General features: G+C 45.2%; 29 protein-coding genes. 21 read left to right on the top strand and 8 right to left on the bottom strand.

Features of this window, described 5'->3' with window-relative positions; all coding sequences use genetic code 11:
- Nucleotides 1-46: 46 nt before the first annotated feature.
- On the bottom strand, nucleotides 47-1,024 hold the full coding sequence (locus Q9R36_RS03555; RefSeq protein WP_311224547.1) for a COX15/CtaA family protein: 978 nt from the start codon (nucleotides 1,022-1,024) through the stop codon (nucleotides 47-49).
- 534 nt (nucleotides 1,025-1,558) lie between these two features.
- Between Q9R36_RS03555 and cyoE the strand changes: the two genes are divergently transcribed.
- The 8 genes from cyoE (at nucleotide 1,559) to Q9R36_RS03515 (ending at nucleotide 9,582) form a co-directional block, all read left to right on the top strand.
- On the top strand, nucleotides 1,559-2,497 hold the full coding sequence (gene cyoE / locus Q9R36_RS03550) for a heme o synthase (protein ID WP_009791126.1): 939 nt from the start codon (nucleotides 1,559-1,561) through the stop codon (nucleotides 2,495-2,497).
- A gap of 110 nt (nucleotides 2,498-2,607) precedes the next feature.
- Entirely contained in the window at nucleotides 2,608-3,675 is a 1,068-nt protein-coding gene (coxB, locus tag Q9R36_RS03545) for a cytochrome c oxidase subunit II (RefSeq protein WP_009791127.1), read from the top strand.
- Nucleotides 3,676-3,700: 25 nt separating this feature from the next.
- The gene (ctaD, locus tag Q9R36_RS03540) at nucleotides 3,701-5,578 is read left to right on the top strand and encodes a cytochrome c oxidase subunit I (protein ID WP_022543683.1); all 1,878 of its coding nucleotides are present in this window, start codon (nucleotides 3,701-3,703) and stop codon (nucleotides 5,576-5,578) included.
- Nucleotides 5,578-6,207, top strand: coding sequence for a cytochrome (ubi)quinol oxidase subunit III (locus Q9R36_RS03535; RefSeq protein ID WP_009791129.1), 630 nt, complete (start codon nucleotides 5,578-5,580; stop codon nucleotides 6,205-6,207). Before ctaD ends, Q9R36_RS03535 begins: the two co-directional genes overlap by 1 nt.
- Before the next feature lie 4 nt (nucleotides 6,208-6,211).
- On the top strand, nucleotides 6,212-6,547 hold the full coding sequence (ctaF, locus tag Q9R36_RS03530; RefSeq protein WP_035401058.1) for a cytochrome c oxidase subunit IVB: 336 nt from the start codon (nucleotides 6,212-6,214) through the stop codon (nucleotides 6,545-6,547).
- 184 nt (nucleotides 6,548-6,731) lie between these two features.
- On the top strand, nucleotides 6,732-7,643 hold the full coding sequence (gene ctaG / locus Q9R36_RS03525) for a cytochrome c oxidase assembly factor CtaG (RefSeq protein ID WP_022543684.1): 912 nt from the start codon (nucleotides 6,732-6,734) through the stop codon (nucleotides 7,641-7,643).
- A 159-nt stretch (nucleotides 7,644-7,802) separates the two neighbouring features.
- The gene (locus Q9R36_RS03520) at nucleotides 7,803-8,270 is read left to right on the top strand and encodes a DUF420 domain-containing protein (protein WP_009791133.1); all 468 of its coding nucleotides are present in this window, start codon (nucleotides 7,803-7,805) and stop codon (nucleotides 8,268-8,270) included.
- A 136-nt stretch (nucleotides 8,271-8,406) separates the two neighbouring features.
- Nucleotides 8,407-9,582, top strand: a complete 1,176-nt coding sequence (locus Q9R36_RS03515; RefSeq protein WP_311224546.1) for a GNAT family N-acetyltransferase — start codon at nucleotides 8,407-8,409, stop codon at nucleotides 9,580-9,582.
- Between the two features lie 110 nt (nucleotides 9,583-9,692).
- Here Q9R36_RS03515 and ytvI read toward each other — a convergent pair whose 3' ends face one another.
- The gene (gene ytvI / locus Q9R36_RS03510; protein ID WP_009791135.1) at nucleotides 9,693-10,751 is read right to left on the bottom strand and encodes a sporulation integral membrane protein YtvI; all 1,059 of its coding nucleotides are present in this window, start codon (nucleotides 10,749-10,751) and stop codon (nucleotides 9,693-9,695) included.
- 194 nt (nucleotides 10,752-10,945) lie between these two features.
- Nucleotides 10,946-11,305, bottom strand: coding sequence for a YugN family protein (locus Q9R36_RS03505; RefSeq protein WP_009791136.1), 360 nt, complete (start codon nucleotides 11,303-11,305; stop codon nucleotides 10,946-10,948).
- Between the two features lie 338 nt (nucleotides 11,306-11,643).
- Between Q9R36_RS03505 and Q9R36_RS03500 the strand changes: the two genes are divergently transcribed.
- Complete coding sequence (locus Q9R36_RS03500; protein ID WP_009791138.1) at nucleotides 11,644-12,075, top strand: CBS domain-containing protein; 432 nt, start codon at nucleotides 11,644-11,646, stop codon at nucleotides 12,073-12,075.
- A gap of 603 nt (nucleotides 12,076-12,678) precedes the next feature.
- A complete protein-coding gene (locus Q9R36_RS03495) occupies nucleotides 12,679-13,704 on the top strand; it encodes a CAP domain-containing protein (protein WP_396137099.1) in 1,026 nt (341 codons plus the stop codon).
- 43 nt (nucleotides 13,705-13,747) lie between these two features.
- On the opposite strand, the gene Q9R36_RS03490 is transcribed toward Q9R36_RS03495, so the two are convergent.
- Both Q9R36_RS03490 and Q9R36_RS03485 read right to left on the bottom strand, forming a co-directional pair.
- The gene (locus Q9R36_RS03490) at nucleotides 13,748-14,137 is read right to left on the bottom strand and encodes a hypothetical protein (protein ID WP_009791141.1); all 390 of its coding nucleotides are present in this window, start codon (nucleotides 14,135-14,137) and stop codon (nucleotides 13,748-13,750) included.
- A 10-nt stretch (nucleotides 14,138-14,147) separates the two neighbouring features.
- Nucleotides 14,148-14,633 (bottom strand): PaaI family thioesterase, encoded by a 486-nt coding sequence (locus Q9R36_RS03485; protein ID WP_311224544.1) that lies wholly within the window; start codon nucleotides 14,631-14,633, stop codon nucleotides 14,148-14,150.
- A gap of 143 nt (nucleotides 14,634-14,776) precedes the next feature.
- Between Q9R36_RS03485 and Q9R36_RS03480 the strand changes: the two genes are divergently transcribed.
- The 5 genes from Q9R36_RS03480 to Q9R36_RS03460 all read left to right on the top strand — a co-directional run bounded on the left by Q9R36_RS03480 (nucleotide 14,777) and on the right by Q9R36_RS03460 (nucleotide 16,900).
- Nucleotides 14,777-15,175, top strand: a complete 399-nt coding sequence (locus Q9R36_RS03480) for a YlbD family protein (protein WP_009791143.1) — start codon at nucleotides 14,777-14,779, stop codon at nucleotides 15,173-15,175.
- Nucleotides 15,176-15,192: 17 nt separating this feature from the next.
- Nucleotides 15,193-15,435: a YlbE-like family protein gene (locus tag Q9R36_RS03475; RefSeq protein ID WP_009791144.1), complete on the top strand. Its 243-nt coding sequence runs from the start codon at nucleotides 15,193-15,195 to the stop codon at nucleotides 15,433-15,435.
- A 139-nt stretch (nucleotides 15,436-15,574) separates the two neighbouring features.
- Complete coding sequence (locus tag Q9R36_RS03470) at nucleotides 15,575-15,988, top strand: hypothetical protein (protein WP_253616619.1); 414 nt, start codon at nucleotides 15,575-15,577, stop codon at nucleotides 15,986-15,988.
- Nucleotides 15,989-16,047: 59 nt separating this feature from the next.
- Complete coding sequence (locus Q9R36_RS03465) at nucleotides 16,048-16,488, top strand: YlbF/YmcA family competence regulator (RefSeq protein WP_009791146.1); 441 nt, start codon at nucleotides 16,048-16,050, stop codon at nucleotides 16,486-16,488.
- Between the two features lie 136 nt (nucleotides 16,489-16,624).
- A complete protein-coding gene (locus Q9R36_RS03460) occupies nucleotides 16,625-16,900 on the top strand; it encodes a YlbG family protein (protein WP_009791147.1) in 276 nt (91 codons plus the stop codon).
- Nucleotides 16,901-17,022: 122 nt separating this feature from the next.
- Here the strand turns inward: Q9R36_RS03460 and Q9R36_RS03455 are convergent, their stop codons facing one another.
- Nucleotides 17,023-17,412 (bottom strand): DUF7147 family protein, encoded by a 390-nt coding sequence (locus tag Q9R36_RS03455; RefSeq protein ID WP_094769948.1) that lies wholly within the window; start codon nucleotides 17,410-17,412, stop codon nucleotides 17,023-17,025.
- A 251-nt stretch (nucleotides 17,413-17,663) separates the two neighbouring features.
- Between Q9R36_RS03455 and Q9R36_RS03450 the strand changes: the two genes are divergently transcribed.
- The 3 genes from Q9R36_RS03450 to coaD all read left to right on the top strand — a co-directional run bounded on the left by Q9R36_RS03450 (nucleotide 17,664) and on the right by coaD (nucleotide 20,748).
- On the top strand, nucleotides 17,664-19,082 hold the full coding sequence (locus Q9R36_RS03450; protein ID WP_311224543.1) for a hypothetical protein: 1,419 nt from the start codon (nucleotides 17,664-17,666) through the stop codon (nucleotides 19,080-19,082).
- 605 nt (nucleotides 19,083-19,687) lie between these two features.
- Nucleotides 19,688-20,257 (top strand): 16S rRNA (guanine(966)-N(2))-methyltransferase RsmD, encoded by a 570-nt coding sequence (gene rsmD, locus Q9R36_RS03445; RefSeq protein WP_101550679.1) that lies wholly within the window; start codon nucleotides 19,688-19,690, stop codon nucleotides 20,255-20,257.
- Nucleotides 20,258-20,259: 2 nt separating this feature from the next.
- A complete protein-coding gene (coaD, locus tag Q9R36_RS03440; RefSeq protein ID WP_022543689.1) occupies nucleotides 20,260-20,748 on the top strand; it encodes a pantetheine-phosphate adenylyltransferase in 489 nt (162 codons plus the stop codon).
- Between the two features lie 20 nt (nucleotides 20,749-20,768).
- Here coaD and ylbJ read toward each other — a convergent pair whose 3' ends face one another.
- On the bottom strand, nucleotides 20,769-21,995 hold the full coding sequence (gene ylbJ, locus Q9R36_RS03435; protein WP_035401061.1) for a sporulation integral membrane protein YlbJ: 1,227 nt from the start codon (nucleotides 21,993-21,995) through the stop codon (nucleotides 20,769-20,771).
- Between the two features lie 326 nt (nucleotides 21,996-22,321).
- On the opposite strand from ylbJ, the gene Q9R36_RS03430 reads away from it, so the two are divergent.
- Both Q9R36_RS03430 and Q9R36_RS03425 read left to right on the top strand, forming a co-directional pair.
- Nucleotides 22,322-23,122, top strand: coding sequence for a patatin-like phospholipase family protein (locus Q9R36_RS03430; RefSeq protein ID WP_022543690.1), 801 nt, complete (start codon nucleotides 22,322-22,324; stop codon nucleotides 23,120-23,122).
- The gene (locus tag Q9R36_RS03425) at nucleotides 23,109-24,131 is read left to right on the top strand and encodes a SepM family pheromone-processing serine protease (RefSeq protein WP_022543691.1); all 1,023 of its coding nucleotides are present in this window, start codon (nucleotides 23,109-23,111) and stop codon (nucleotides 24,129-24,131) included. Before Q9R36_RS03430 ends, Q9R36_RS03425 begins: the two co-directional genes overlap by 14 nt.
- Nucleotides 24,132-24,170: 39 nt before the next feature.
- Here the strand turns inward: Q9R36_RS03425 and Q9R36_RS03420 are convergent, their stop codons facing one another.
- On the bottom strand, nucleotides 24,171-25,397 hold the full coding sequence (locus Q9R36_RS03420; protein ID WP_311224542.1) for a nucleotidyltransferase: 1,227 nt from the start codon (nucleotides 25,395-25,397) through the stop codon (nucleotides 24,171-24,173).
- Nucleotides 25,398-25,621: 224 nt separating this feature from the next.
- On the opposite strand from Q9R36_RS03420, the gene Q9R36_RS03415 reads away from it, so the two are divergent.
- Complete coding sequence (locus Q9R36_RS03415; RefSeq protein ID WP_094769954.1) at nucleotides 25,622-26,143, top strand: YceD family protein; 522 nt, start codon at nucleotides 25,622-25,624, stop codon at nucleotides 26,141-26,143.
- The last annotated feature ends 116 nt before the right edge of the window (nucleotides 26,144-26,259 follow it).

Raw genomic sequence — 26,259 nt, 5'->3', positions numbered from 1 at the left:
ATGAATACAGCAATGAAGCATTTTTTTAAAGGTGTTTCCTCGGTCCTTATTGAACAGGAACAGACCGGTGTGCCGCATTGTTTTCTTTTTCAGCTGCAGGCGGCACGCTTGCAAGTGCTGCGGCGTTTTTCCTGCTCCTTGCAGTAAGGAGGATAAAATAGCTGAAAACACCGAACAGGCATGAGATGAAGAAGGCATGTCCAAGTGCAATGAACAAGTTGAGGCGGGATATAACAACCATCGCTCCAAAAGCAACCTGAAGGGACACAAGGATAAAGGATATAATCCATCCCCAGAACACGACCTTCTGGTGGCGGTAATGCCTGACGGCCAATATAGTGATATAACCTACCCAAAGAAAAATAATTCCGGCAGCAGCCCTGTGGCCCATCTGTATCCATTCATACATATTGCCCGGCAGCATAATGCTGTCATTCAGGCAGAATGGCCAATCGCGGCAAACAAGGCTGGCATTGGTATGCCTGACGAGGGCACCGCTGTACACGACCGCATAAGAATAAATCGTAATGCCGATGATATGCTTTTGCATCCGTTTATCCAGAACAAGCTTTTCCGCCTGGAACTTTTTATCCACCTCAAAAATCAGAAGTGTGAGGAGCAGGACTGAAGCAAAAGATATCAGGGAAATCCCGAAATGAAGGGCCAGTACAAAATCTGACTGCCCCCATTTAACCGCAGCTGCTCCGATCAGACCCTGCAGGACGAGAAAGAAGAAAGAGACAAGAGCAAGGAATTTTGTTTCTCTTACATGGCCCAGCGCTTTCCAGGACCAGACCGAGAGCACCAGGACCAGTATGCCGACCCCGCCGGATACAACCCGGTGGGCCAGTTCGATGATCAGCTCCGGCGTTATATTGCTCGGGATGAGCTCTCCGTGGCAGAGCGGCCAGGATCTTCCGCATCCCATCCCGGATTCAGTTTTTGTCACAAGAGCCCCTCCAAGGAGCACCATCAGCATTCCGATCGTTGTCAGCACTGCAAACCATTTAAGCAAACGCTGCAATCATGTCACCTTCTTTTAAATTAATTTCATAAATTGCCATAATAGACTTAATCTGTATAATAATAGGGTATAATAGTTCAGGTGAGGCAGCCGGCGCATCGTATCACGAAAACGCTGACTGTTCGATACTACACAATTATGGAGGATTTTACAACTCCCCGGCAGCATATTCCGGCTATAATCTATTATTCATTCAAGTCAGTTGTACTAATAGGTAAGATCTCCGTAATGCTTCAATTATATATTATGCTAAAAAAGTAACCAGTTACAATGTTTGTCATCTCCTCGACACAAATTAGTCATAATTAATTCGAAAAAAATTCACAAAAAAACGCCAAAGTATGATTTAATATACAGAGGCATAGTTATTTTTCTACACAAACTTTTGACAATTTTTATGACATTTGAATAGTAATAACTGCTATTTCGATTAGCATTCCCTCGTTTTCTGTTGCAAATATAGCATCGTATTACTTATAGTAGTTGTAGTGTAGAAAAGCTTTATTTGTGATAAGGGTTAAAGGAGGAGAAGTTATGTCAAACACAAGGGCTTTCAGTGAAGCTGCTTTAGAAAACAGTGAACGAAGCCTTCAAGCCAATATACCGGAGACAACTGCATGGAAGGATTTCCTGGCGCTCATCAAGGTAGGTATAATCAATTCAAACATGATCACTACCTTCACTGGTTTGTGGCTGGCCCTTCATTTTACAGATCAGCATTTTTTCAACAATCTTGATATTGTTTTTTATACACTGGTCGGATCTTCACTGATCATTGCGGGTTCCTGTGCATACAACAATTACTATGACCGCGATATCGACCATTTGATGGAAAGGACAAAAGACAGGCCTACAGTTACAGGAAAGGTCAGCCCGGGCAGGGTGGCACTGCTGAGCATATCCACCATCGCATTGGGAACCTTGCTGCTGCTCCTTGCATCACCCGCAGCTGCTGTAATTGGATTGATAGGCGTCTTTAGTTATGTAGTCCTCTATACAATGTGGACTAAGCGCAAGTATGTTTCCAATACAATCGTAGGAAGCATTTCCGGAGCAGTGCCGCCGCTGATCGGCTGGGCTGCAGTTGACGGAAACCTGGACATGATAGCTTGGGCGCTGTTCCTTGTTATGTTTGCCTGGCAGCCTCCTCATTTCTACGCACTTGCCATGAGGCGTGCAGAGGAATACAGGGCAGCAGGCATACCGATGCTTCCGGTTGTAAAAGGGTTCCGCACTACGAAAAAACATATTTTTGCATGGCTGGCTGTGCTTCTGCCCCTGCCGCTGATGCTTACATCTCTCGGTCTTCCATTCCTGATCCTTGCTTCGGCATTGAATGTCGGCTGGATAGTCCTTGGGATCTATGCCAACAAATTCAAGGATGATATTAAGTGGGCAAAGGCAATGTTCATTTACTCGCTTCAATATCTGACGATTATGTTTGTGGCAATGGTGATCGTTACACTTATTTAACCTACGTTAGGAGATTCCCTTCCGCGCATGAGCGGGGGAGGGAATTTATCCATATTTTTTTTGATCAAACAACAAAAGAAATTTTTTACGAAAGAGGGGTTTGATTAAGCATGAAAAGGCTTGCAAAATGGCGTCTTGCATCACTGTTTGCAATTTTGACGCTCATTCTTTCCGGGTGCGGCGAACCGTTTTTGTCCACGCTTCAGCCTTCCGGGGAAGTTGCGAAAACGCAATATGACTTAATGCTGCTGAGCACGGCGATTATGGTGGGAGTAATTGTCGTTGTCACGGTGCTTTTCCTGGTTGTTATTTTTAAGTTTCGCCGCAAAGACGAAAGAATTCCAAAACAGGTTGAAGGAAGTCACAAATTAGAAATCATCTGGACAGTTATTCCTATTCTTCTGCTTCTTGTTCTGACCGTTCCTACAGTAGCACAGACTTTCAAGCTTGCGGATGTTTCTCCAATGGAGAAAAAGAACGAAGAAGGGAAAACGGATGCATTGGTTGTCAATGTCCGTGCAAATCTTTACTGGTGGGAATTTGAGTATCCAAACCAGGAGATCATCACTGGGCAGGAACTTGTCGTTCCAACTGGTGAAAAGGTTTACTTTAATCTGAAGGCATCTGATGTTAAGCATTCATTCTGGGTCCCTGCAGTCGGGGGCAAGATGGATACGAACACTGATAATGTCAATAAGTTCTATCTGAAGTTCGATAAAGAGAGCTCTGATGTTGCAGGCGATCTTTTTTACGGAAAATGTGCGGAGCTTTGCGGACCTTCACATGCTCTGATGGACTTCAAGGTGAAAGCAATCTCTGGCGAAGAGTTTGATCAGTGGGTTGCGGATATGCAGAATGCAGAAGAGCCTCAGCCTCAGTCAGAAGTTGCACAGCAGGGTCAGGAGATCTTTAACAACAGCTGTATCGGCTGTCACGCTGTGACTCCTGTGGATGGAAGGCCGGAGCAGGCAAGGCAGGCTCCAAACCTTGCAAACTTTGGCGAGCGCGACCGTGTTGCCGGTATCCTGGATCACAATGAAAAAGAATTGAAGAACTGGCTGAAGGATCCTGAAGCTTATAAGCCGGGGAATAAAATGACTGGTACATATGGCCAGCTTTCAGATGAGGAGCTTGACGCTCTGACAGAATATCTGATGGGCCTTAAAGTTCAGGAGTAATGAGTTCGAAAGGGAGGTAAAACTTGTGAGTACCTACGCTCAGAAGAAAGGATTCGGCGCCACTTTATGGGACTATCTAACAACAGTGGACCATAAGAAAATCGCGATCCTTTATCTAATTGCCGGCGGTTTCTTCTTTATAGTGGGTGGACTTGAAGCCATGTTCATCCGTATTCAGCTGGCAGTTCCAAACAATGATTTCTTAAGTGCCGGCTTGTACAATGAGATATTGACAATGCACGGTACAACCATGATATTCCTGGCAGCTATGCCATTGATCTTTGCTTTTATGAACGCAGTCGTTCCTCTTCAGATCGGTGCGCGGGATGTAGCGTTCCCGTTCCTTAACTCACTTGGGTTCTGGCTGTTCTTCTTTGGAGGAATCTTCCTTAATCTGTCATGGTTTTTAGGAGGGGCTCCAGATGCTGGTTGGACGTCTTACGCTTCCTTATCGATGGCATCTGAAGGCCACGGGATCGATTTCTATGCACTCGGACTGCAGATTTCCGGTGCTGGTACCCTTATCGGGGGGATTAACTTCCTTGTAACGATTGTCAATATGCGTGCCCCTGGCATGACATATATGCGTATGCCATTGTTCACATGGTCTACATTTGTAGTATCTGCACTTATTCTGTTTGCGTTCCCGGCTCTTACTGTCGGTATCTTTCTATTGATCTTTGACCGCATGTTCGGCTCTAATTTCTTTGATGTTGCCAACGGCGGAAACACAGTTATCTGGGAGCATTTATTCTGGATTTTCGGACACCCTGAAGTATATATCCTGATTCTGCCTGCTTTCGGTATTTTCTCTGAGATCTTTGCTACTTTCTCAAGAAAAAGGCTGTTCGGATATTCTTCCATGGTATTCGCAACGGTATTGATCGGTTTCCTTGGCTTCATGGTATGGGCTCACCATATGTTTACAACAGGGCTCGGGCCAATTGCCAACGCTATCTTTGCTGTAGCGACAATGGCGATCGCTGTTCCTACAGGAATCAAGATTTTCAACTGGCTCTTTACAATGTGGGGGGGAAGCATCAGATTTACAACACCGATGCTTTATGCAGTAGCCTTCATTCCTTCCTTTGTTGCCGGCGGGGTAACAGGGGTTATGAACGCAGCTGCTCCAGCCGATTACCAGTTCCATGACAGCTACTTTGTTGTAGCTCACTTCCACTATGTAATCGTTGGCGGTGTTGTTCTTGGACTATTGGCAGGCCTTCATTTCTACTGGCCAAAAATGTTTGGAACCATGCTGAGCGAAAAGCTTGGAAAGATCACTTTCTGGCTGTTCCTGATCGGTTTCCATCTGACATTCTTTATCCAGCACTTCCTGGGCTTGATGGGTATGCCTCGCCGCGTATTCACATTCCTGCCTGGACAGGGGCTTGAAACAGGAAATATGATCAGTACAATTGGTGCATTCTTCATGGCAGTTGCCGTGCTGATTTTGCTTATCAATATCATTGTGACAAGTGTTAAAAATGTTAAAGTCGGGAATGACCCTTGGGGAGACGGGCGCACACTGGAGTGGGCTATCCCTTCACCGCCGCCATTCTACAACTTTAAGCAGACGCCGCTTGTCCGCGGTTTAGATGCATACTGGCTTGAAAAGATGGAAGGCAAGAACGCGTTGACGCCTGCAGAGCCGATCGGCGATATCCATATGCCTAATTCATCTTTCATTCCATTCATGATTTCGTTTGGACTGTTCGTAGCTGCCTTTGGTGCAATGTACCACGGCGACGACGGCAACAACTGGGGCATTCCTGTCCTGATTCTCGGCATGGCCATTACACTGGGCTCCATGTTCCTGAGATCTGTCAAGGATGACCACGGCTTCCATATTCATAAAGAAGATTTACTTAAAGAAGATGATGACAAGGGGGTAAAGGCATAATGCATACAGAAGAAAAAATGACTGTAGAAACATGGCCTGCATCGCCTGAGAAACAAACCCTCGAAGCAAAGAATAAATTTCTGGGCTTCTGGTTCTTCCTTGGCGGGGAGACGGTGCTTTTCGCATCTCTCTTCGCAACCTATCTTGCTTTAAAAGATAAGGTTCCGGGAACAGAACATGCCCTGGCTAAGGACCTGTTTGAATTGCCGCTCGTCTTTGCAGCTACCATGCTTCTATTGACGAGCTCACTGACAAGCGTTTACGCCATGTACCATATGAAAAATTTCAACTTCAAGAAGATGCAGCTCTGGATGTGGATCACCGTTGCCCTCGGCGCTGCGTTCCTTGGACTGGAGATTTACGAATTCAATCACTATGTGCATGAATACCACCATACATTCACAAGCAGTGCTTTCGGTTCAGCCTTTTATACGTTGGTAGGCTTCCATGGAGGACACGTTGCATTCGGTCTCCTGTGGATCACAACACTGCTGATCCGCAACTCAAGACGGGGATTGAGCCTTTACAACGCTCCAAAATTTTATGTCGCAAGCTTATACTGGCATTTTATTGACGTTGTTTGGGTATTTATCTTTACAGTAGTATACTTAATGGGAATGGTGGGATAAACTGATGGCGAATCAACAACCGAACTCAGGTAACCCAAGAGTAGACATTGAATACCGTCGCAAGAAAAGTGCAGAGGAAATGAGAATGCAGGTCATCACTTTTGCCCTGATGATTTTCCTTACGCTTGTAGCATTTGTAGCTGTTGGCTATGAGGAATTTTCGGCATGGTTCATCGTGCCGTTCATCCTGATCCTTGCAGTTGTGCAAGTTATCTTCCAGCTTTATTATTTCATGCATATGAGCCATAAGGGCCATGAGGCTCCTGCACTGTTCCTGTATTCCGGCTTGCTCGTGGGTGCAATTACAGTATTGGCTTTCATGACAATTATCTGGTGGTAAAAAAGAAATCGGCTTTTAGCCGATTTTCTTTTTTTGTATGAATAAGGAGATTTGATGAACTTTGTGCAGGGCTTGCCTGCAGTAAGCTGTGTATTATTGAGTTTCATCTCCAGCAGCGGTATAATGGCTTTGTACATGCATTTGACAGTGCAAGCGACAATATTACTTTAAGAGGTGGCAAGCGATGCTTACACTAGACATATTCGGTTTTAGAGCGCTTTGGAGTCCTTATTTCTTTATAGTCATGCTGGCAATCCTTGCAGCCTATTTTCTGCTGACAGTAAAATACCGGCAGCGATTCAGCGGGAGCACCCCTCTTTCAGCCAAACAGGCAGTTCTGTTTACGGCTGCTATCATTCTTGTGTATGCAGTAAAAGGCTCACCGGTAGACCTGATGAGCCATATCACCTTTTACGCGCATATGATTCAGATGTCGATACTATATCTGATTGTACCGCCCCTTTTGATTACAGGGATCCCGGAATGGCTATGGCGAAAGATACTGGCACCGGCAAGTATTCAAAAAGTTTTCAGGTTCTTAACAAAGCCCCTGATAGCCCTGATTTTGTTCAATGGAATTTTCTCCATTTACCATATTCCATTGATCTTTGACGCAGTCAAGACGAATATGTGGCTTCATGGCGGCTATTCTATACTTCTGTTCATCCTTGCCGGGCTGATGTGGTGGCCTCTTGTGAATAAACTTGAAGAATACGAATCCTTGAATGGGCTGAAGAAGGTCGGGTATATTTTTGCTGACGGCATTCTTCTTACACCTGCTTGTGCGCTGATCATTTTTGCAGACACACCTATTTACGCGACCTTCTCGGATCCGCGTGCCTGGGCTGATGCCATGCATCTCTGTGTTCCTTCAGCCACGCTGGCTTCGCTCAATTTGAGCGGTCCTGAAATGTTCAACAGCATGTCTGCCCTCAATGACCAGCAGCTTGGCGGCGTTCTTATGAAGGTATTCCAGGAAGTTGTATACGGGGTTGTCCTCGCTCAGGTCTTCTTCCAATGGTACAAGAAGGAACAGCAGGAAACTGAAGCAGAACTTAAGGCTTCCAGATCGCTTGATCCGCAGATTGCCGAGTAGGAAAAAATCTCCCAGGCCGGGAGATTTTTTCTATTAAATGGTATCTGGATTTATGAACAATTAGGGAACATTGCTGAAAGAAGCGGATTGTTTATTGAAAAATCGCCGCTGTTTTAATAGAATTGATTTTGTAAACATGAGTCCAGAGAGGAAGTTATTATGAACTATTCATTGCCTGTTTTGCCTACAATCAGCACCACGTTCATTGTATTGAGCGCTGTTACAGTAGCGATCGGCTGGTATCAGATCCGCCAGCGGAAAATAGAAGCGCATAAAAAGACAATGCTGCTGGCGGCAGTATTTGCTATCATTTTCTTCATTATTTATGCGAGCAGGACGGTTTTTATCGGCAATACTGCCTTTGGAGGGCCGGATGATATAAAAATTTATTATACCTTATTTTTGATTTTCCATATTACATTGGCTACTACAGGAGCAGTATTCGGCATTGTCACACTGCTGACCGGCTATACGAATAAATTGGAAAAGCACCGAAAAATTGGTCCGATAACAAGCATCATCTGGTTTTTTACGGCGATAACAGGAGTAGCTGTTTATCTGCTGTTATATGTGTTCTATCATGGCGGGGAAACCACATCAGTCATTAAAGCAATTTTAGGATTCTGATTAAGCTCTGCAGTCCGCTGCTATACAAAAGGGAGGCTCCGCTTGACGGTGCCTCCCTTTTACGTCTTATGATTCTGAATGAAGGAAATACAAGCCACTCTATAGAATAGATAAAAGTAGAATGGAGGCAATCATAGTGGAAATAAAATTATTGCAAGAGGATTCATTTGATGAAGCCATCAGGCTTTCCAGTTATGCTTTTCAATATCATGTACCAGAAAGTGATTTCCCTAAAAGGAAAGAAACAATGAGGAAACATAAGATATATGGAGCCTATGAAGATGGAAAACTGGCTGCCAAGCTTCACTTACTGGACTTAAAAGTTAAAATTCAGGACAAAGAATGGAAAATGGGCGGAATAGCAGGAGTGGCCACCTTTCCTGAGTACAGAAGAAGGGGCTATGTATCAGGACTAATGCGCCAGGCTCTGTCGGCTATGAAGGAAAATGGGCAGATAATATCCTTTCTCCATCCCTTCAATATTCATTTTTACAGGAAATACGGATGGGAACTGGTTTCTGACCAAAAAAGAGTTGAAATCAATAAAATAGATTTACATATGATCGGCCAGCTGTCCGGAAGGATCACCAGATTTAACAAAGATACCCATGATGCAACAGCAGAAGAGATATACGACCGCTTCACCAGCAAGTTTTCCGGCATGCTTGTCAGGGACAGGGACTGGTGGCTCAAGAGTGTTTATTCCGACTATCAAATTGCGGTATGGCAAACGGATGAAGGAAGGCCGGAAGGTTATATTCTTTACAAGGTTGAAAAGAGCATCCTCGACATTCAGGAATTAGCTGCTTTAACTGCTGAAGCTCGGATTGGTTTGTGGAACTTTATCTGCCAGCATGATTCTATGGTTGATAAAGTAAAGGTGCTTACATCGGTCCACGATCCTTTCCCGTACTATCTCAAGCAGCCAAAGCAGCATATGGAGGTCACCCCTTATTTTATGGCACGGATTGTAGATCTTTCAATGGCATTGGGCACCTATCGATTTAACGGAATTCCGGAACAATCATTGTTCCTGCATGTTGCAGACGAATTAGCTCCCTGGAACACAGGGACCTATCAGCTGTCAGCCAATGGTGTTCAATACTTTCCGCCAAAAGAGGGGGGCAGCTGCGCCCATCCGCCAAAGAGAGGGCTGCAATTGAGCATCAATGCACTGACGGCTGTTATCACTGGATACAAGCGGCCGATTGAGCTGTATGAACTTGGAGAGATCAAGGGATCTGCAGAAGATGCTGACATATTTGAAAAAATGCTTCCCCATCAAAAAGCGTTTTTCTATGATTTTTTCTAACAATAATTATGAGCAGCATGAGTTTGGGTAAGCTGCCGAATCTCTTTAACTCCAGAAAAAAACAAGCAGGGATCTTTTATATAAGAGCCCTGCTTGTTTTTTGAAACTGTTTAAACTTTGAAATCCATCTTAATCAGCCCTGCTTCTTTTGCAGAATTGAAAGCAATCAAAATAAGCGGCCCGATGATAAAGCCAAGAATGCCAAGGAGCTTAAGCCCGAGATACATGGCTATCAAGGTGGAAAGTGGGGAGAGCCCGATGTGGGTTCCCATTACTTTTGGCTCTACGGTTCTTCTGATGATGAGCAGGACAGCTGCCAGGACGGCAAGCTTCGTGCCCAGAACCACATCCCCTGTCAAAAGATGAAACAGCGCCCACGGCCCGAGTATAACAATTGAGCCTATGATCGGAATGAAATCAATGATCCACAGGACGAGCGCCATGACCAGTGCGATATCCGGCGCTATGATAAGAAGCCCGACAAGACTCACAAAAAAGATGATCAGGCTTACGAGGAACTGTGCCTTGAAAAAGCCCAATACAACATAAGAGAGACGGGATGTCATGAAAGAGACCTTATCGGCTGTCTTTTCTGTCAAGTGGTTGTAGGCACCACGCCGGAGCCTCGGAAGATCGATCAGGAACAGGAATAATGCAATTAAATAAACAAGGAAGCTGACAAGATAATTCGGGATATTGGTAAGCAGCGCCTTCACATTATCAATGCTTACATATGCAACCAGTTCAGTTTTCGTTTTATTCAGGAAAGTCTGTACCTGGTTGCTGATCTCATCCACCACATCTTTTGGAAGATCTTCTGCAGCACGGGTGAACTTTTCCTCTGCATCAAGCCATGCATTGTTTATTTCATTCACATATTCCGGAGCATTTTCAACCAGCTTAATGGCTTCGGTGATCACTTTTGTCGTAATAAAATATCCGGACAGTCCAATAAACAGAACAAAAGCAATGAAAACGATCATGACGGAAATTCTTCGTTTGATGTTAAGTTTTCCCTGCAGAAGCTTTACGAGCGGTTCAAGCATGAGTGCTGTTATAAAAGCAACAATCAGCGGGACGGAAACAGGGAGGATGAAATAGAAAAGCGTGCCTATTAAGATTAGCCCAATAAGCCAGATGAAAAAACGTTTTGTAAAAAAACCGGACAAGGTGAAACTCCTTTCCAAATCACTGAGGGTTTAGCTTCAGATATTGATTCTTTAAACTGAGATATATTATTATATTATATTACGCAGAACTGCTGGCCTACAACTGATTTTGTCCGCTTTTTTATCTGGAAAAAAAGACGCATGGTTTCATGCGTCTTTTACAGTGCTTCCCATTGTAATGCGGTTCCTGCAGCTTACAGTGCAAACCCTTTAACTTTGCTCTGGATGTCTGCAAGGGTTTTTTCGCATTGGCTGACCAGTGTCTTAGGGAAGCTTTCTCCTTCTCCATACTCAATTCCATGGGGATAATAATGCTTTCCTAATAAAGGAGTCATCAGCTGGATAACGGCTTTATGGGAGCCGATATCCCCTTCCGCTGCGTAACCGAAGACACGCAGATAGAAAACGCCTTCTTTTAATTCAAACTTGCGGTCGTATGTAACTCTTTCATAATCCCATTGGCCTTCACGGACCAATCCATGTTCAAGCATCACTTCATCAAGACGTGTAAGGTCTGCTTTCAGTTCTTCCAAACCAGTATTTTCGAACTTCATCTTTGTCCCTCCTGAAAAACAATGCCGTCCTTTTGGACAGCAATTCTGTAAGTAAAGGCAACCAGCGGCCAAGCCTTTCAAAAAAGGCATCCCGGGACTATAAGCAATGAAATCGGGACCCTTTTATCTCAAATTTAATAATAGTAGAAAAATGTCAAAGTTGCAACGAATAGATGAAGAAAACTTAAAACAGTCACAATTATGCTGGTCTTTATGGCTGTCCTTATTTTGCCGCTGCAGTACATAATTATCCCTTGACTGGAAAACCTATCTTTTAGCGAATCTGTCTGCCCCTCTGAATGAGGCGGCAGGCAGGAATCAAATAAGGAGGGCTTATAATGAAGAAAATTGGCGATATAATGACAAGAGATGTAGATTGCTGCACTCTTCTGGACAATATGTATGAGGTAGCTTTGAAAATGAAGGAGCAGGATGTCGGCGCCATCCCGATTGTGGATGCTGACAGGCTTGTAGGGATGATTACAGATCGGGACATCGTGGTAAGAGGGGTGGCAGAGAAGCATCCGGGATCTACAAAAGTGGAGGATATCATGAGCAGTGATCTTGTTACAGTCTCGCCTGATGCCAATATCAGTGAAGCGTCAAGGATCATGGCTGAGCATCAGATCAGGAGGCTTCCTGTCGTAGAAAACGGCAAACTGGCCGGCATCATATCCCTCGGCGACCTTGCCGTCAGCAGCCGCACCAACGCCCAGGCCGGAATGGCCCTCACAGACATCTCTGAACACGAAAATGAAGCAACTCAATAAAAACTGCTTAGTTTAGGAAAATTTGTATAAAAAAGAGTATGAAGTTAAAGCGTATGAAGTTATCGGTCACAAAGTGCCAACAGTTTTTAAAACCCAGTTGATTGGAGTGGAGGACAAAGACTCCAGCCAATAGTGCTTTCAGGATTGAATTAATATGTGCGGCTAGCTGCTTTATAATGGGGTTAAGCAAGAACAATTTTTGAAAAACACTGATGGCCGGAGAGGAAGACACGTAGACGCCTGCGGGATTGCAGCGGAAATGTTGAGACCCCACAGCGCGCAAGCGCGAGGAGGCTCAACTCCGCCCCGCGGAAAGCGAAGTGTCTGGAACGGAGACCATCAGCCCCAATTTACAATTAAAACTGGTTTTGAAAAATTAATTTATAGGTTAATAGTTCAAACTCGGACTGCTTAAGCAGTCTTTTTGTGTTTTCAAAGACTAACCTGCAATTTTGTCATTCTATTCTATTAAAAAGAAAGTTGAAAATGATATAATAATCTATATACTGCGGCATATAATGATAGAAAAGATAGAAAAGACGGCAGGGAGGGGGCTGGAGTCTGCTAAAATTAATCCGTATTTTAATTATTGTATCCATTTTTTTGGTGATTAGTTTTTATTTTAATATATCATCAGACCCTAAAGACGAACTCCTGATCAGTGATGAGGAAACGAAACCCCAGAAAGACGATTCTCTCAGCGAGCAAAATATGATTGACGAATCTTCCTTAAAGCTTCCGGGGGAGGGCCTGTCATCGCTTATTGGCAAAAATGCCTCTGATCTGCAGGTCTTGCTTGGTGACCCGGAACGTAAAGACCCATCAGAATATGGCTATGAATGGTGGATTTATAAGAAAGGCACCAGCCAGTATGTTCAGGCGGGCGTATTGGATGGAAGGATTGTCACGCTGTTTGCCACAGGGCCCGATGCTGACGTGAGTCCTTTCCATATAGGTCAGCCGGTCAGCGAAATTTATTCTTCTGTGTTTATTGACACTAATATTAATTTTCAATACAAAGGCAGCTCATACCGGTTTGAACTCTCTGAAGACGATCTGAATACCAGGCCGCTCATCAAGGCCGGAAATATTTATGCACAGCTGTATATCGACCGTTTCACAGGCGAGCTGTCCAGCATCAGGTATATGGATGCCCCGACGCTTGTAAAGCTCCGGCCTTATGAACTGGTATACAGGGGTGACCTGATAGAAGCCGAGCCTTCAGAGCAGGCAGAAAAGAGGCTGATTGAAGAAGGCAATGAAAAACAGATATACGACATCAGCAACTTTATCAGGGCAAGGCATGAATTGAATGTGCTTGAATGGGACGAAGCTACTGCAAAAGTAGCTTATGAGCATAGCAGGGATATGTTTGAAAGCAAACAGTTTTCCCATACCTCGGAAAAATACGGCGAGCTGTCGGACAGGCTTGAGGCTGGGGAGGTTTTTTATCAGATGGCTGGCGAGAATATCGCTGCTCACTATGTGGATGCTCCCGCAGTAGTTGAAGGCTGGCTGAATAGCAAAGGCCACAGGGAGAGCCTGCTAAACCCGGATTTCACCCACCTGGGCGTCGGCGTGTACGACAGGCATTATACTCAGAATTTTATACAGAAATGGCAAGAGTGAAGATAGTCAAAGAGGCCTCCGAACTGCCGGGAGCCTCTTTTTTTTAGTCTGTTTCAAGGGATGCTGTCTGATTCAGTCCTTTTTTGGGCATTGAACGGTTTACAATGAAAATATCTTTCTGCCATTTCCCGAAAAGGATAATAAATTCGCCCTCTTTAAAACCGGGATACCTGAATTCTTGATCTGCTGCCTGCAGCTTTCTGGCTATGATTGTCTTTGCTGAAGCCTGGAGGCGCATTTCAAGCACCCAAACATACAGATGATGATAATAGCGCTGCTTTTCAAGGTGAAGCGCAGTGACTTTTCCTTCAATCACAGCTTCTTCAGGGACCATGCCAATACTTCTCCATTCTGCTTCGGAATTCCGCCTTTCCTTCCTCGTGACCCAGAAGAAGTATAAGCATATAATAGGGATGACAATGGCGGTGACCATAGCGCCCTCCTTATTTTTTTTCTATAACAAAAAAGCTGCCAGTAGCCTGTGCGATCTTCCGTCCGTCAGCCCTGTATACATCAGCAGAAAGAACCATGGTCTTCGTGCCTTTGTGGCTGAGGGCGGCTGTACATATAATGTTTTCGCCTTTACCGACAGCCAGATAGTGGATATTCAGCTGTGTGGTGACTGCCCCATAGCCCTCAGGCAGAAGGGAGTTGGCAAGGGTGCCCATTGCTGAATCGACAGCAGTGGCCGTGATCCCTCCATGCACGATGCCGAGTGTATTATGCAGGAGGGGGGAGACGGGCATTGTAATTTTGCATTCCTGTGCTGTGATGGTCCGGTCCATATGCAGGATGCCGCCTATATAGGAGCTGTTTATGTTATTCTGCTTCTTCTTCACTCCGGCAAGAAGTGTGTGCAAAACCTTCCTGTCGTCATCAGTGGCCTGTTCAAGGCAGGCTTCGAATAAATCCCTTAGCTGCTCATCCATAAATATCACCTTTCACATGCTTTCTGCTTCATATCTTATCATTTAATTGGCATTTTTTGCATCTGTGAAAGACAGCTTTCACATTTCATGAAGCTTTTTCATATGGTAAAGTAGGCGAATGCATCAGATGAGGTGATTGGATTATGACAGTAAAGAAACTTCATCCTTCCGTTGCGCAATTCAAGGACTTCGTAAAATCCAGGCCGCATATCATAAAAGAAGTAAGAGATGGAAAGTCGACGTGGCAGGATCTATACGAAGATTGGTACCTTCTCGGTGAGGAGGATGCCAGATGGGGCGAATCGGATCCTGGGGCAGAAGTGAAGGAAGAGGAGAAAAAAAGCGACTGGATGTCCACGGTGATGGGCACCGTCAAAAAAATGGATCCCGGCCAGGTGCAAGGATATATTAATAATCTCAGCCAGGCCCTGTCTGCGGTCCAGGGCGTAATCTCCCAATTCCAGACAGGAGGCCAGACCCCAGGCTCACAAAGCCCGGTCCAGGCAAAACCGCCAAATCCTTTTTCATTCCGGAAAGATTGATTTAAGGCAGGTGTGAGATGAGAAGAGATATCCTTGACTATTTAGAGCAGAAAAAAGAACTGAAGCAATTTATTAGAGAACAGCCCCAATGGTATCGCACTTTGTCCAGGAATCCCCAGGAAATACAAGCGCTGGAGGTTGCCGCACTGCATTATTATAAAAGAACGATCCCGCATCATGTTGAGAAGTTCACCAATGGCGTCCAGATGGCTTCCATGATGATGAGCATGTTTCAGGCAATGAACTCACAATCTTCATAGTAAGCTCTTCTCCCGGGAGAAGAGCTTTTTTCATTGTGTTTTAAAAAAAGATTCGCTCTCTCTTTGAAAATTTCTGCTCATAAACAGCTGCCTTCCAAGAAAGACTAGTAATAGCCTGGTGGCAAAGGAGGAACAAGAAATGAAAAAAGTAATCGCCTTGTTCATTGGAATCGGAGCAGTGCTGGCTGCCGGATGCGGCAAAGATTTGCCGGAACCGGAGGCAAAGCTGTTTGAAACAGCGGATATTGGGGCTAAAAACATTTCAGCAGCAGGGCTGGAGGAAAAGGAGAGCCCGCTATTTGTTAAATATACAATCCATGGCAGTGACCTATACATAGACTGTATCGTTACAGGAGTTTCTTTCCGGGATGGTGCAGGGGAACAGCAAGGGAAAATCCTGCTGTATGCTGACGGAAAGAAAGTGCGGGAAGTCCATGCTGCTTCCTTTTCGGTCAAAGGGCTCGCAAGCGGACTCCATCACATAAAGGTGAAAGTAGTTTCAAAAGGAAGTACTGTGGAGGCGGAAAAGGAATTTACTGTAAAAATACCTTAAGCACATACTTCGCAATTTAACATATTCATGATAGAATATGAATCGGAGGTGGGCTTTTCATGCTTGCAACAACCGAAAGAGTCGAATTGCTTGAGAGAGCTGACCAATTATCGGCCATGATTCTTACATCAGAAGCGGCGGAGCAGTACCGCGCTTGTTTATATAAAGTGAAAAACAGCAGGGAGACTCAAAGGAAAATTCAAGCCTTTGTAAAAATGAAGGAGCAGTACGAAGAAGTGCAGCGCTTCGGAAGGTATCATCCTGATTATAAAACAGTGATGATGAGCATCAGGGAAGTGAAAAGGGAGATGGACATGGATATTCATCTGGCTGAGTTCAAAAAGGCTGAAACAGATCTGCAAAGCCTGCTTGACGAAGTCAGTCTCATCATTGGAAAGTCTGTCTCGGAAAGTGTTAAGGTGCCGACTGGCAACCCGTTCTTTGACTCCAGCTGCGGAGGCGGCTGCGGATCAGGCGGAAGCTGCAGCTGTTCCGCATAAATCAGCATGGCCCGGGAGCTTGTACTCCCGGGCTTTTTGCATTCCGCAGCGGCACATAAGTCTATAAGCTTTTCTTGATATATGCCTTTTTGTTTGCTAGACTATAAAAAACTGCCAAATTGAAGGGGAAAATTATATGCTAGGTCAGCGACAGGGAATCATTGTTTGGCTTTATTCTCTTAAGCAGGCAAAAATGCTGAGACGGTTTGGAAATGTCCACTATGTTTCCAAAAAGCTGAAGTATGCGGTCATTTACTGCGATATAGAGGATACTGAGGCATTGATCCAAAAAATTTCATCCTATTCATTCGTAAAAAAGGCTGAGCCTTCCTATAAACCGTTCCTGAAGACAGAATTCGAAAATTCGAAGCCGGATAAAGCGAAAGAATACGATTATAAAATGGGTATTTAAAAAGGCAGGGAGAAATCCCTGCCTTTTTTCTGATGAACAAACAATTCAATTCTGCTGCGATGAGCCTTCTGTCCTGAAGTGCCTTAAGCTTGTCGGGTCTGATCAAGGCTTTTCCGCATTTCTTAGTGCAGCGGCTGAATATAATGGTTCAATCTGAGAATGCCGATGAGGTACTGATAGAATAATTCTTTTTCTGCAAAGAGTGCAGAAGGCTTGACTTCCAGCCGGATCATTTCCTTTTCGCAATCATCAGCTAAATCCTTAAATAATTGAAACCTGGCGTTGGGAGCTTTGTCAGGATGGGGGATACCTTCCCGGCAAATATACAGAGGCTGGAATTTCCCTGTCTCGGCAGGCCTGAGCACCGCGGCGACCGATGTCATCTCTTTCCCTTCATAAGCGGATTGAAATGCTATCAAATGCTGCAGCCGATGTTTGTTAGAACGGACAATTTCAAGTAATTCATATATATCGGAATAGCCTTCTCCCAATTCAATAAAACGCTGGATCACATAGATTCCTCCTGGTTAATATGAAAAAATTTAATGAATCTCCTGATACTTTATCACTAAGCAGAGTGTTTGAGAAGCCTGCACTCTAATCTGGAAACGGGTCCTCTGGCGGAAAATTATAGAATGAACGAAAAAAACTCAAATCACGAATCAGGATAAAAGTTTCATGAAATCGTAAAAAAAAGGATAGTCCTGGTCAGGTTCATTTGCTATTGTATGAATAAAGAATTATTTTTCGAAGGGGAATCGGCATGTGGAAAGGATTGTTTCTCAGTTTTTTGGCATTAGGGACTGTAATCGGCGCAATGCTGTTCTTTCAGTGGAATGCCTACTCCAAACAGTCAGAGCCTTCTAAGGTGCTGGAGTCAGCCCAACAGGAGCTGACAATAGAAACAACACAAGATCAATTATTCGTTACACAGACTATAAAAGGCCTGTCGAAAGGCAAAGAATACAGAACTGTCAACACAGAAAAGCAGTTCAGATGGGAATGTCCCGGCATAGAAGGGAAGGGATGCAGCTCTTCTGATGAGGATCCGTCCACATTCATTTCTGAAGACGGCAGCCTCACCTTCGAATATATAATCCCTGTGGGCGCTTCTCCAGCCGCGTTCCTGCTGACTGATTGGACGACCATGATTCCTGATGTTCACATAGATGATACACTCACCGTCATTGTAGATTCCTCCAGAAGGTCCGGAACCTGGTCTGCCGGCGGCCGCCCGGAAGGGTACAAGCAGGGAGAGCTGATCGATTATTATGTGTTTGAACGGGAAGGAGACGCACCGGCAGTCTTCTGGCAGGCTGAAAAGCTGAACACTTTTGAGGCAGGCGATAATATCATCTTTTTAGCTGCGGAAAAAGAAAACGGACTTGCCATAGCTCCGGAATCGGCGGAGAAAATGGCAGATCTTCCGTTCTTAACTTTAATACAAACCAGTTCCTATAAAGAAGCTGCCGGCAGCGGACTAATGATCATCAATCCCGGAACTGATCCAAATGAGCTGATGGCTAAAATTCTGTCTCAAGCTCTAAAAGAGAAATTCAGCGGGACACCTCCTGGTGAAACCTGGCTGCTGGATTTAGCAGCTTCGGCAGCACTCTCACAGGAGCCTGGCTCTGAAAAGGCAAAAAGTCTTCTGGCAGGGCTGAAGGAGGTCATGGGTGAAGAAGGAATGGAACGATTTTACTCTTACGTTAAAAACTCGGATTCTCTTAATGCGGAACAGCTGGATCGTTTCCTTGTAAGTGAGCTTGGAAAGGATACAAGCTATTTTACCTTGAACAAAGATGAGAAAGCACCTTATATTCCTTTTTATTTTGCCGATGAGCGGAATATAGATGTCAATGGGACAGAGTCAGATTTGGAGGCAATCGGCCTGGATGGAAAAACATATTTTCCATTTATTAAAACTGCAGGGCTGCTTGGATTCAAAGCGGAAAAAGTTTCTGCTAAAGAAATTTTCCTTCAGGGGGCAGGCAATAATAGCTACCGTTTCTATCTGGACAAAAACATTTTCATATACAATGAAGAGGACTACGGGCTCCTGGAGAATCCGCTGGTAACAGTAGGATCAGAGCTTTTTATGGACAGTCACTGGCTGGAAGCACTATTTAAAATTAAAGTTGCCGAAGATGAACACAGGATTTCTATCGAAAAAGGCAAATAAGAAAAGCTGGCGATGCCAGTTTTTTTCATTTGTTCGTCTGTTAAAAGAAAAGAATGTACCGATAACTATCTAATTTCAAACTTTCCAGCACTCCCGCCATTCTTTTGGCAGAAACAGAAAAAAACCCTGCATTCCTGCAGGGCCCTTCTATATCCCATAGGGACAGAAGGCAAAGGGAGAGGAGAAACCGGAGGAAGAACTTATGGGGAAACGTAAGTCTTCTCCGCGGTTGGCAACAACACCCTCGAATAGATGTTGTTACTTACATTATTTCCATAAAGAACACGGTTATACACCTTTTGGGAACATTTTTTGCAGTTAAGGAAATTTACTAATCCAGCGCCTGCCCCTCGAGTCATAAGCCAAGCCCCCCAAAAAGGCAAAGAACGCCTTTTCGGGTGTCTTGTCTTAAGGCCCCCAGGATGGGGGTCATGCAGACGTTGCCACAGGACGTGGCGTTCTTAGTCTGCGTTCCTTAAGTGAGCAAGGCGCTTCCGCTTTTCTAATGAATCCGCTTTCAAATAGCCTGTTGGCGGCATGGGGCGAATTGTGTTAGGATAAATAAGAAAATAAGGGAAAATGTCAAATGATTGTGGTGATGAATGATGAGAGTGGTGTCAGGTGAATGTAAAGGCATTTCTTTAAAAGCAGTGCCCGGAAATACAACAAGGCCAACCACCGATAAGGTTAAAGAAGCTATTTTTAACATGATTGGGCCGTATTTTGATGGCGGAACCGGACTCGACCTTTTTGCCGGCAGCGGAGGCCTCGGAATTGAAGCTTTAAGCCGGGGGCTGGAAAGCGTGATTTTCGTTGACCGGGAAGGAAAGGCAATCAAGACGGTCCATGAAAACCTGGAAGCCTGCGGCCTAGAAGAAAAGGCGGAGGTTTACCGGAACGATTCTGAAAGGGCATTGAAAGCGATTGTTAAAAGGGAAATTTCCTTTGACTATATCTTCCTGGACCCTCCTTATAAAAAACAGCAGCTGTTGAAGCTGATGGAATTGATCGGCCGGCATTCCCTCCTGAAAGAAGAGGGAGTTATCGTTTGTGAACATGCTTCAGATATAGAGCTGCCGGGTGAGACAGGGAATTTTGTGAAAACTAAAAGCGAGACATATGGAATAATAGCAGTTTCAATTTTTACATACAGCAACGGTAATGAAGGAGGATGACAATGGCAAGCATTGCAGTTTGTCCGGGCAGCTTTGATCCCATTACATATGGCCACCTGGATATCATTAAAAGGGCCTCGAAGGTTTTTGACCAGATTCATGTGGTCCTGCTTAATAACTCATCCAAAAATCCGCTTTTTTCTGTTGATGAGCGCATCAGCCTGATCAGTGAGGTGACGAGGGAATTCCCCAATGTGAAAGTGGACTCTTTCCAGGGACTGCTTGTTGACTATGCAAAAGGGGTCGGGGCAAGCGCAATCATCAGGGGCCTCAGGGCGGTTTCAGATTTTGAGTATGAGATGCAGATTACATCAATGAACCGGGTCTTGAATGAGGAAATAGAAACGTTTTTCATGATGACAAACAACCAATTTTCTTTTCTAAGCTCCAGCATCGTCAAAGAAGTGGCTAAATACGGCGGAGATATTTCCGAGCTTGTGCCAGAGGCTGTCCAAAAAGCGCTCAGCGGGAAATTCAGTCTTCAGCAGTAAAAATAACCGGCGTGTGCCGGTTATTTTTTTTGTGCATCTCCTGCATAAATTTGCCTGCCCAGCAGGAAAATATAGACAAGCAAAGCTGCGAGCGTTATCAGCGGTCCATGCTCTGCCAGGAAGGCTGCAGCCTGTGAATAAGCATTTCCGCCAAATAGCCCAACAGGCAAAGCATTGGAAGGGGCATCTGTATGATAGAACCTCTCATAGACTGGCCCCCAAAGAAGAAAGGCGAACATAGCCGCAGCAATTCCATGGATGATTCTTGCAGCAAAGAAAGGCTTAAAGCCGATATCTGTCTGGGCCAGAATGCTGGCCACCTGAGCCTGTACACTAAACCCTGAGAATCCCAGTACAAGACTTGTTACGATCACCTGCTGCATCAGGGTGGCCTGCTGAATCTGGCTCGTCATCTGGCTTCCCAGTGTTATTTCAAACAGACCTGATATAAATGGGATGCTGAGCTCGGAAGGAAGACTGATGCTGCTGAAGGCGACTGCTATGAATTCGGCTGCAAAAGCTGTGATATGCAGATGGAAGAGCAATTTATTGATAACCGAAAATAAGATGATGAAGCCCCCGATCATAAGCAGCGTCTGGACTGATGACATAACAGCGTCGCCGAGCAATTTACCGATGGGCCTGTTGTCATTGATTCGTGTCTGATGGAGAGCAGAAAACGCAGCCCTGAGAGAATTTTTCCTTTTTGGCTTTGAGCGGGTCATCTCTTCTTTTCTTCCATAAAATCGCATGATCAGGCCGACAGTAATATTTCCAAGATAGTGGGCCAGAGCCAGTATGATGCCGATTTTTGCATTGTTGAAAAAACCGACAGAGACTGCTCCAAAAATAAACAGGGGGTTGGATGAGTTTGTAAAAGAAACGAGCCTTTCAGCTTCTGTTTTAGTCAGCTGATCTTCCTGGCGCAGCCTGGCAGTAAGTTTTGCCCCGGCAGGATAGCCTGAAGCCATCCCCATCGCCCAGACAAAACCTCCGACGCCCGGAACGCGGAAAAGCGGCCGCATGAGCGGCTCCAGCAAAACGCCGAGGAATTTGACCACCCCGAATCCAATCAGCATCTCAGATACTATGAAAAAGGGGAGGAGAGAAGGAAAGACAATTTCCCACCACATATTGAGGCCTCTAATCGACGCGTCGACTGATTCTTGTGGAAAGGATATGAGCGATACAGCCATTAATGTAACGGATGAAGCTAATATGAGTGTTTTTAGTTTGGAACGCAACACCGGCAAATCCTCCCTTATCAGGTAAACAAACTGTGCAGCTCATGCAGAACAGTGATAAACTGTATTTATAATCAGCGGGCCGGGTCTGGAGCGGCAAACCGTCCCTCCTGAGGCGCAGTAGATTTTTCAGCCAATATACAGGGTTTTCCATTTGCTTTGCCCAATCGGCTTCAGCCGGGCACGCCTTGTCCCCATATATCCCAATATACTCATAGAAAGATAAAATAGACCATAAGATTAAACCAGGCTTTATTGTGTTTGATGCGGAGGTAAGCAAATTCTTGACTATCGCCCGCCATGAGTCATATATAAAAGGGGGGATGCTGATGAGGCAGCCCGTGATTGGATTGGCGCTGGGATCAGGGGGAGCCAGGGGGTTCGCCCATCTTGGCGTCATCAAAGTGCTGAAAGAGGAAGGAATTAACGTCGATGTGATTGCCGGGAGCAGCATGGGAGCGCTTGTAGGCTGCTTTTATGGAGCAGGACTGGACATTGACAGGCTCTATAAGCTGGCAGGTGCTTTCAAAAGAAAGTACTATCTTGATTTTACAGTGCCGAAGATGGGGTTTCTGGCTGGCAAGAAGGTGAAGGAACTTATTCGATTGTTTACCCATGGCAAGAACCTGGAAGATCTTGATATCCCTGTCAGAGTGGTTGCAACTGATCTTAAGGCAGGGGAAAAAGTTGTTTTCAGCAAAGGGCCGATTGCTGATGCCGTCAGGGCAAGCATATCAATACCCGGGATTTTCACTCCGGAAAAACTGGAAGACCGGCTCCTGGTCGATGGGGGAGTCATTGACAGGGTGCCGGTGTCAGTTGTCGAAGAAATGGGAGCGGACCTGATCATAGCTGTCGATGTGTCAAGAGTGAAGACCAGCTCTGACATCACATCGATATTCGATGTGATCATGCAAAGCCTGGATATTATGCAGATGGAGCTCGTTTCGAACCGGGAGATCGCCTCTGATATCATGATCAGACCGCATGTGGAAATGTACAGCTCAAGGGCTTTCACCAATATTGAAGATATCATCAGGATTGGGGAAGAGGAAGCAAGAAAGCAAGTTCCCAGAATAAAGGAAGCTATTCAAAATTGGAAGGGGCAAGAAGACGATGAAGAGAAATAAAATCTTCCTCCGTTCCTTCTTTATCGCTGCAGTGATTTTGCTGGCAGGGTTTTTCTATTATCTGCCTTACTATGTAACAAAACCAGGCATGGCCAAGCAGCTGGAACCGATAATTGAAGTGGAAGGCGGATATGATGAGGCAGGGGACTTCATGCTTACAACCGTCAGGATGGGCAGGGCCAATATTTACTCCTATCTGACTGCAAAGGTGAGCAAGTTCCAGGAAATCTATCCTGTCGAGGAAATTAGGCGCGAAGATGAAACTGATGAAGAATACAATGTCCGCCAGCTGCATCTGATGGACACATCAAAAACAGCAGCCATTGAGGTTGCCTATAAAAAGGCTGGCCTGCCGGTGGATTATGAGTACAGAGGGGTCTATGTGATGAATGTCCTGCCTGATATGCCTGCTGACGGAGTGCTGAAGGCCGGCGATATGATAACACAAGTCGACCATCAGAAATTCAAGTCGTCTGAAGAATTCATTTCATATGTCAGCAAACAAAAAGAGGGAGACACCATTACACTTGCCTATAAAAGAGGCGGGGAGAGCAAAGAAGCAGAGGTTTCCCTGAAAGCTTTCAAGGATGATCCTGATAAAGTCGGGATCGGCATATCGCTTGTCGATGACAAGGAGATTAAAGTCGAGCCGGAAGTCAGCCTCAATACAGAGGAAATAGGCGGTCCGTCCGCTGGATTGATGTTTTCACTGGAAATCTACAATCAGCTGACTAAGGAAGACTTGACAAGAGGTTATCAGATTGCAGGAACAGGAACCATTTCTGCCGATGGAACAGTCGGAAGGATTGGCGGGATTGAGCAGAAAATTGTAGCGGCCGACAAAGCTGGCGCAGAAATCTTTCTGGCGCCGAATGAAAATGGCGCAGCCGGGTCGAACTACAGCGAAGCAGCAAAAACTGCCGAGGAGATCGGGACAGATATGAAAATCATTCCGATCAACACATTTGAAGAAGCGGTAGATTATTTGGAAGGTTTGGATCCAAAATAACTAAGCAGGCAGGATCAATCCCTGCCTGCTCCTTTTTTGTCAGGCCCTGCTGCCTTTCAGATAGATTGGCGGCTGAGTGTATTCCATTTCCAGCAGTTTCTGGCGCTGCGGATGTGGGAGGGCTGAAGCATAGATCCTGGCTGCCCGTATATCCTGCCGCAGAGCTTCTTCCGGGCTGGAAGACAGCTTGGAGATGAGAGGCAGGCCGAGGCTTCCTTTTTGCCTGTTTAAATATATCCGCCCTTCTTCACTCATCCCGAGCAGCCGGAGATAGGATGCTGACTTAGGCTGCGGCAGCATTTCTTCTTTTTTCGTGTTGGTCAGTATATGGACACAAGCCCGCTGCAGCCTTGTCCAGGTATATCGCTTCGTTTTTATGGATTCCATAAACTCATGGAAGGTTCCTGCCTTTATGGCCGAATGCATGATTCTGTTTTCAAGGCCTTCTTCCATTTCGTAAATTTCTTTTAGTTCAGGAGCGGACATCTGGAGCAGCCGGTACTTGAGGAAGGGCCAGTACATTTCCCACTGGTGGAAGGCACCGAATGTTTTTTTATAATCTTCCATGATGTCAAGCGTTGTTCCAGGAACATATGATTTGATATCGGTCAGTTCAAGCCCGTCTGAAAACAAAGCTTTCCTGATGCTTGTTGCGCTCGCAATGGTCTCTGATGAGAAATGTTCGTCATGATAGCCGGCACTTTTTCTTTCCACAGTCAGGAGCTCCAATTCCTTATGGCGGGAATAGACCGACTTGGCGTACTGATAGCCGAGAATATTGTTCGGCTTGGACAGGTCCAGCCCGGCTTCGTCCAGCCCGAGATCTTTGAAAGCAAGTGACAATGCTTTAGGGTAGCTGTTTCCGTCTTCTATATGGTGCTTGATCCTTTCCTGGTAGGCTTCATTATGCTCATCGAGCAGATGGACGGCAGCGTTGAATGTTTCGATGTTTCCTGATTCGCTCCCAAAGCAGAGGGAGCTGCATCCTGCAGCAGCAAGAATGGAAACTGCACCGTCTGCAAAAGTTTCGGCATTTTGAACAGCGAACTTATAGGGAAGCTCAAAAACGAGGTCGGCGCCGGCTTTTAACGCCATTTCAGCCCGTGCCCATTTAGAGAGGAGCGCCGGTTCCCCTCTTTGGAGGAAATTTCCGCTCATGACAGCTATGGCAATATCTGCGCCTGCTGCTTGCCTCGATTTTTTCAGATGATATAAATGCCCGTTATGGAAAGGATTATACTCAACGATCACACCAACTGCTTTCATAAGAACATTCCCCTTATAATGGTTTAATATCGGCTGCTTGTGATAAACCTATGTTATAGTGACAGAAGCTATAATGGTAGATGAGGCTACTCCTTCAAGAGGAAAAAGCCCGGAAAATAAGCCGATTCTGCGTTTAACTAGCTTAAATTATAGTGTAAAGAAAAAATATTGACAAATAATTATATGAAAGCTATAATTACTTTTGTTGCCTTGGGGTGATTCGTATGAAATGGACAATAAGTCAATTACAGAAATATCGAAGCAAGGATTATCCGATCGATGAGACAGTGGATGTGAGCGGGATCAGGGAGACCGACCCGACGATCAGAGAAGTTTCGCCGATTCATATATTTGGCCGGGCGGATATAGATTCGTCCAAGGTGACTTTTCATTTAGCGATTAAAGGTCATCTGGTGCTGCCTTGTTCTCGTACGTTAGTTGATGTGCATTATCCAATTAATGTTGAAACAACTGAAACATTCCTCTTAAAAGGTTTGGATTATGAAACCGAAGAGGAAACCCATCAGGTGAAAGGCGATGTCATTGATCTTCAGCCGATCATTGAAGAAATCCTTTTGCTTGAAGTCCCTATGCAGGTTTTTTGCGAGGACAGCGGTGAAGAGGGGGCCCCCCAATCCGGCAAGGACTGGGAAGTCATCCAGGAGGAAGACCTTCAAAAGAAAGTCGACCCCCGTCTTGCTGGGCTTGCGAATTTCTTTGATCAAAATGATCCCTCCGGCGAATAGCAGGAGACTGGATTATGATCCCCGGAATATTTCCGGACTTATGAACTACTACAAGAAGCATTTGAAGAATCCAGCGAATACCTGGCCTTCATAACTTTCTTAATACTCTTTAAGGA

The sequence above is a fragment of the Bacillus sp. AG4(2022) genome, assembly GCF_031844465.1.
In the GTDB taxonomy this organism is placed as follows: Bacteria; Bacillota; Bacilli; order Bacillales; family Cytobacillaceae; genus Bacillus_AB; species Bacillus_AB infantis.
This window is presented reverse-complemented; position numbering and strand designations above follow the sequence as displayed.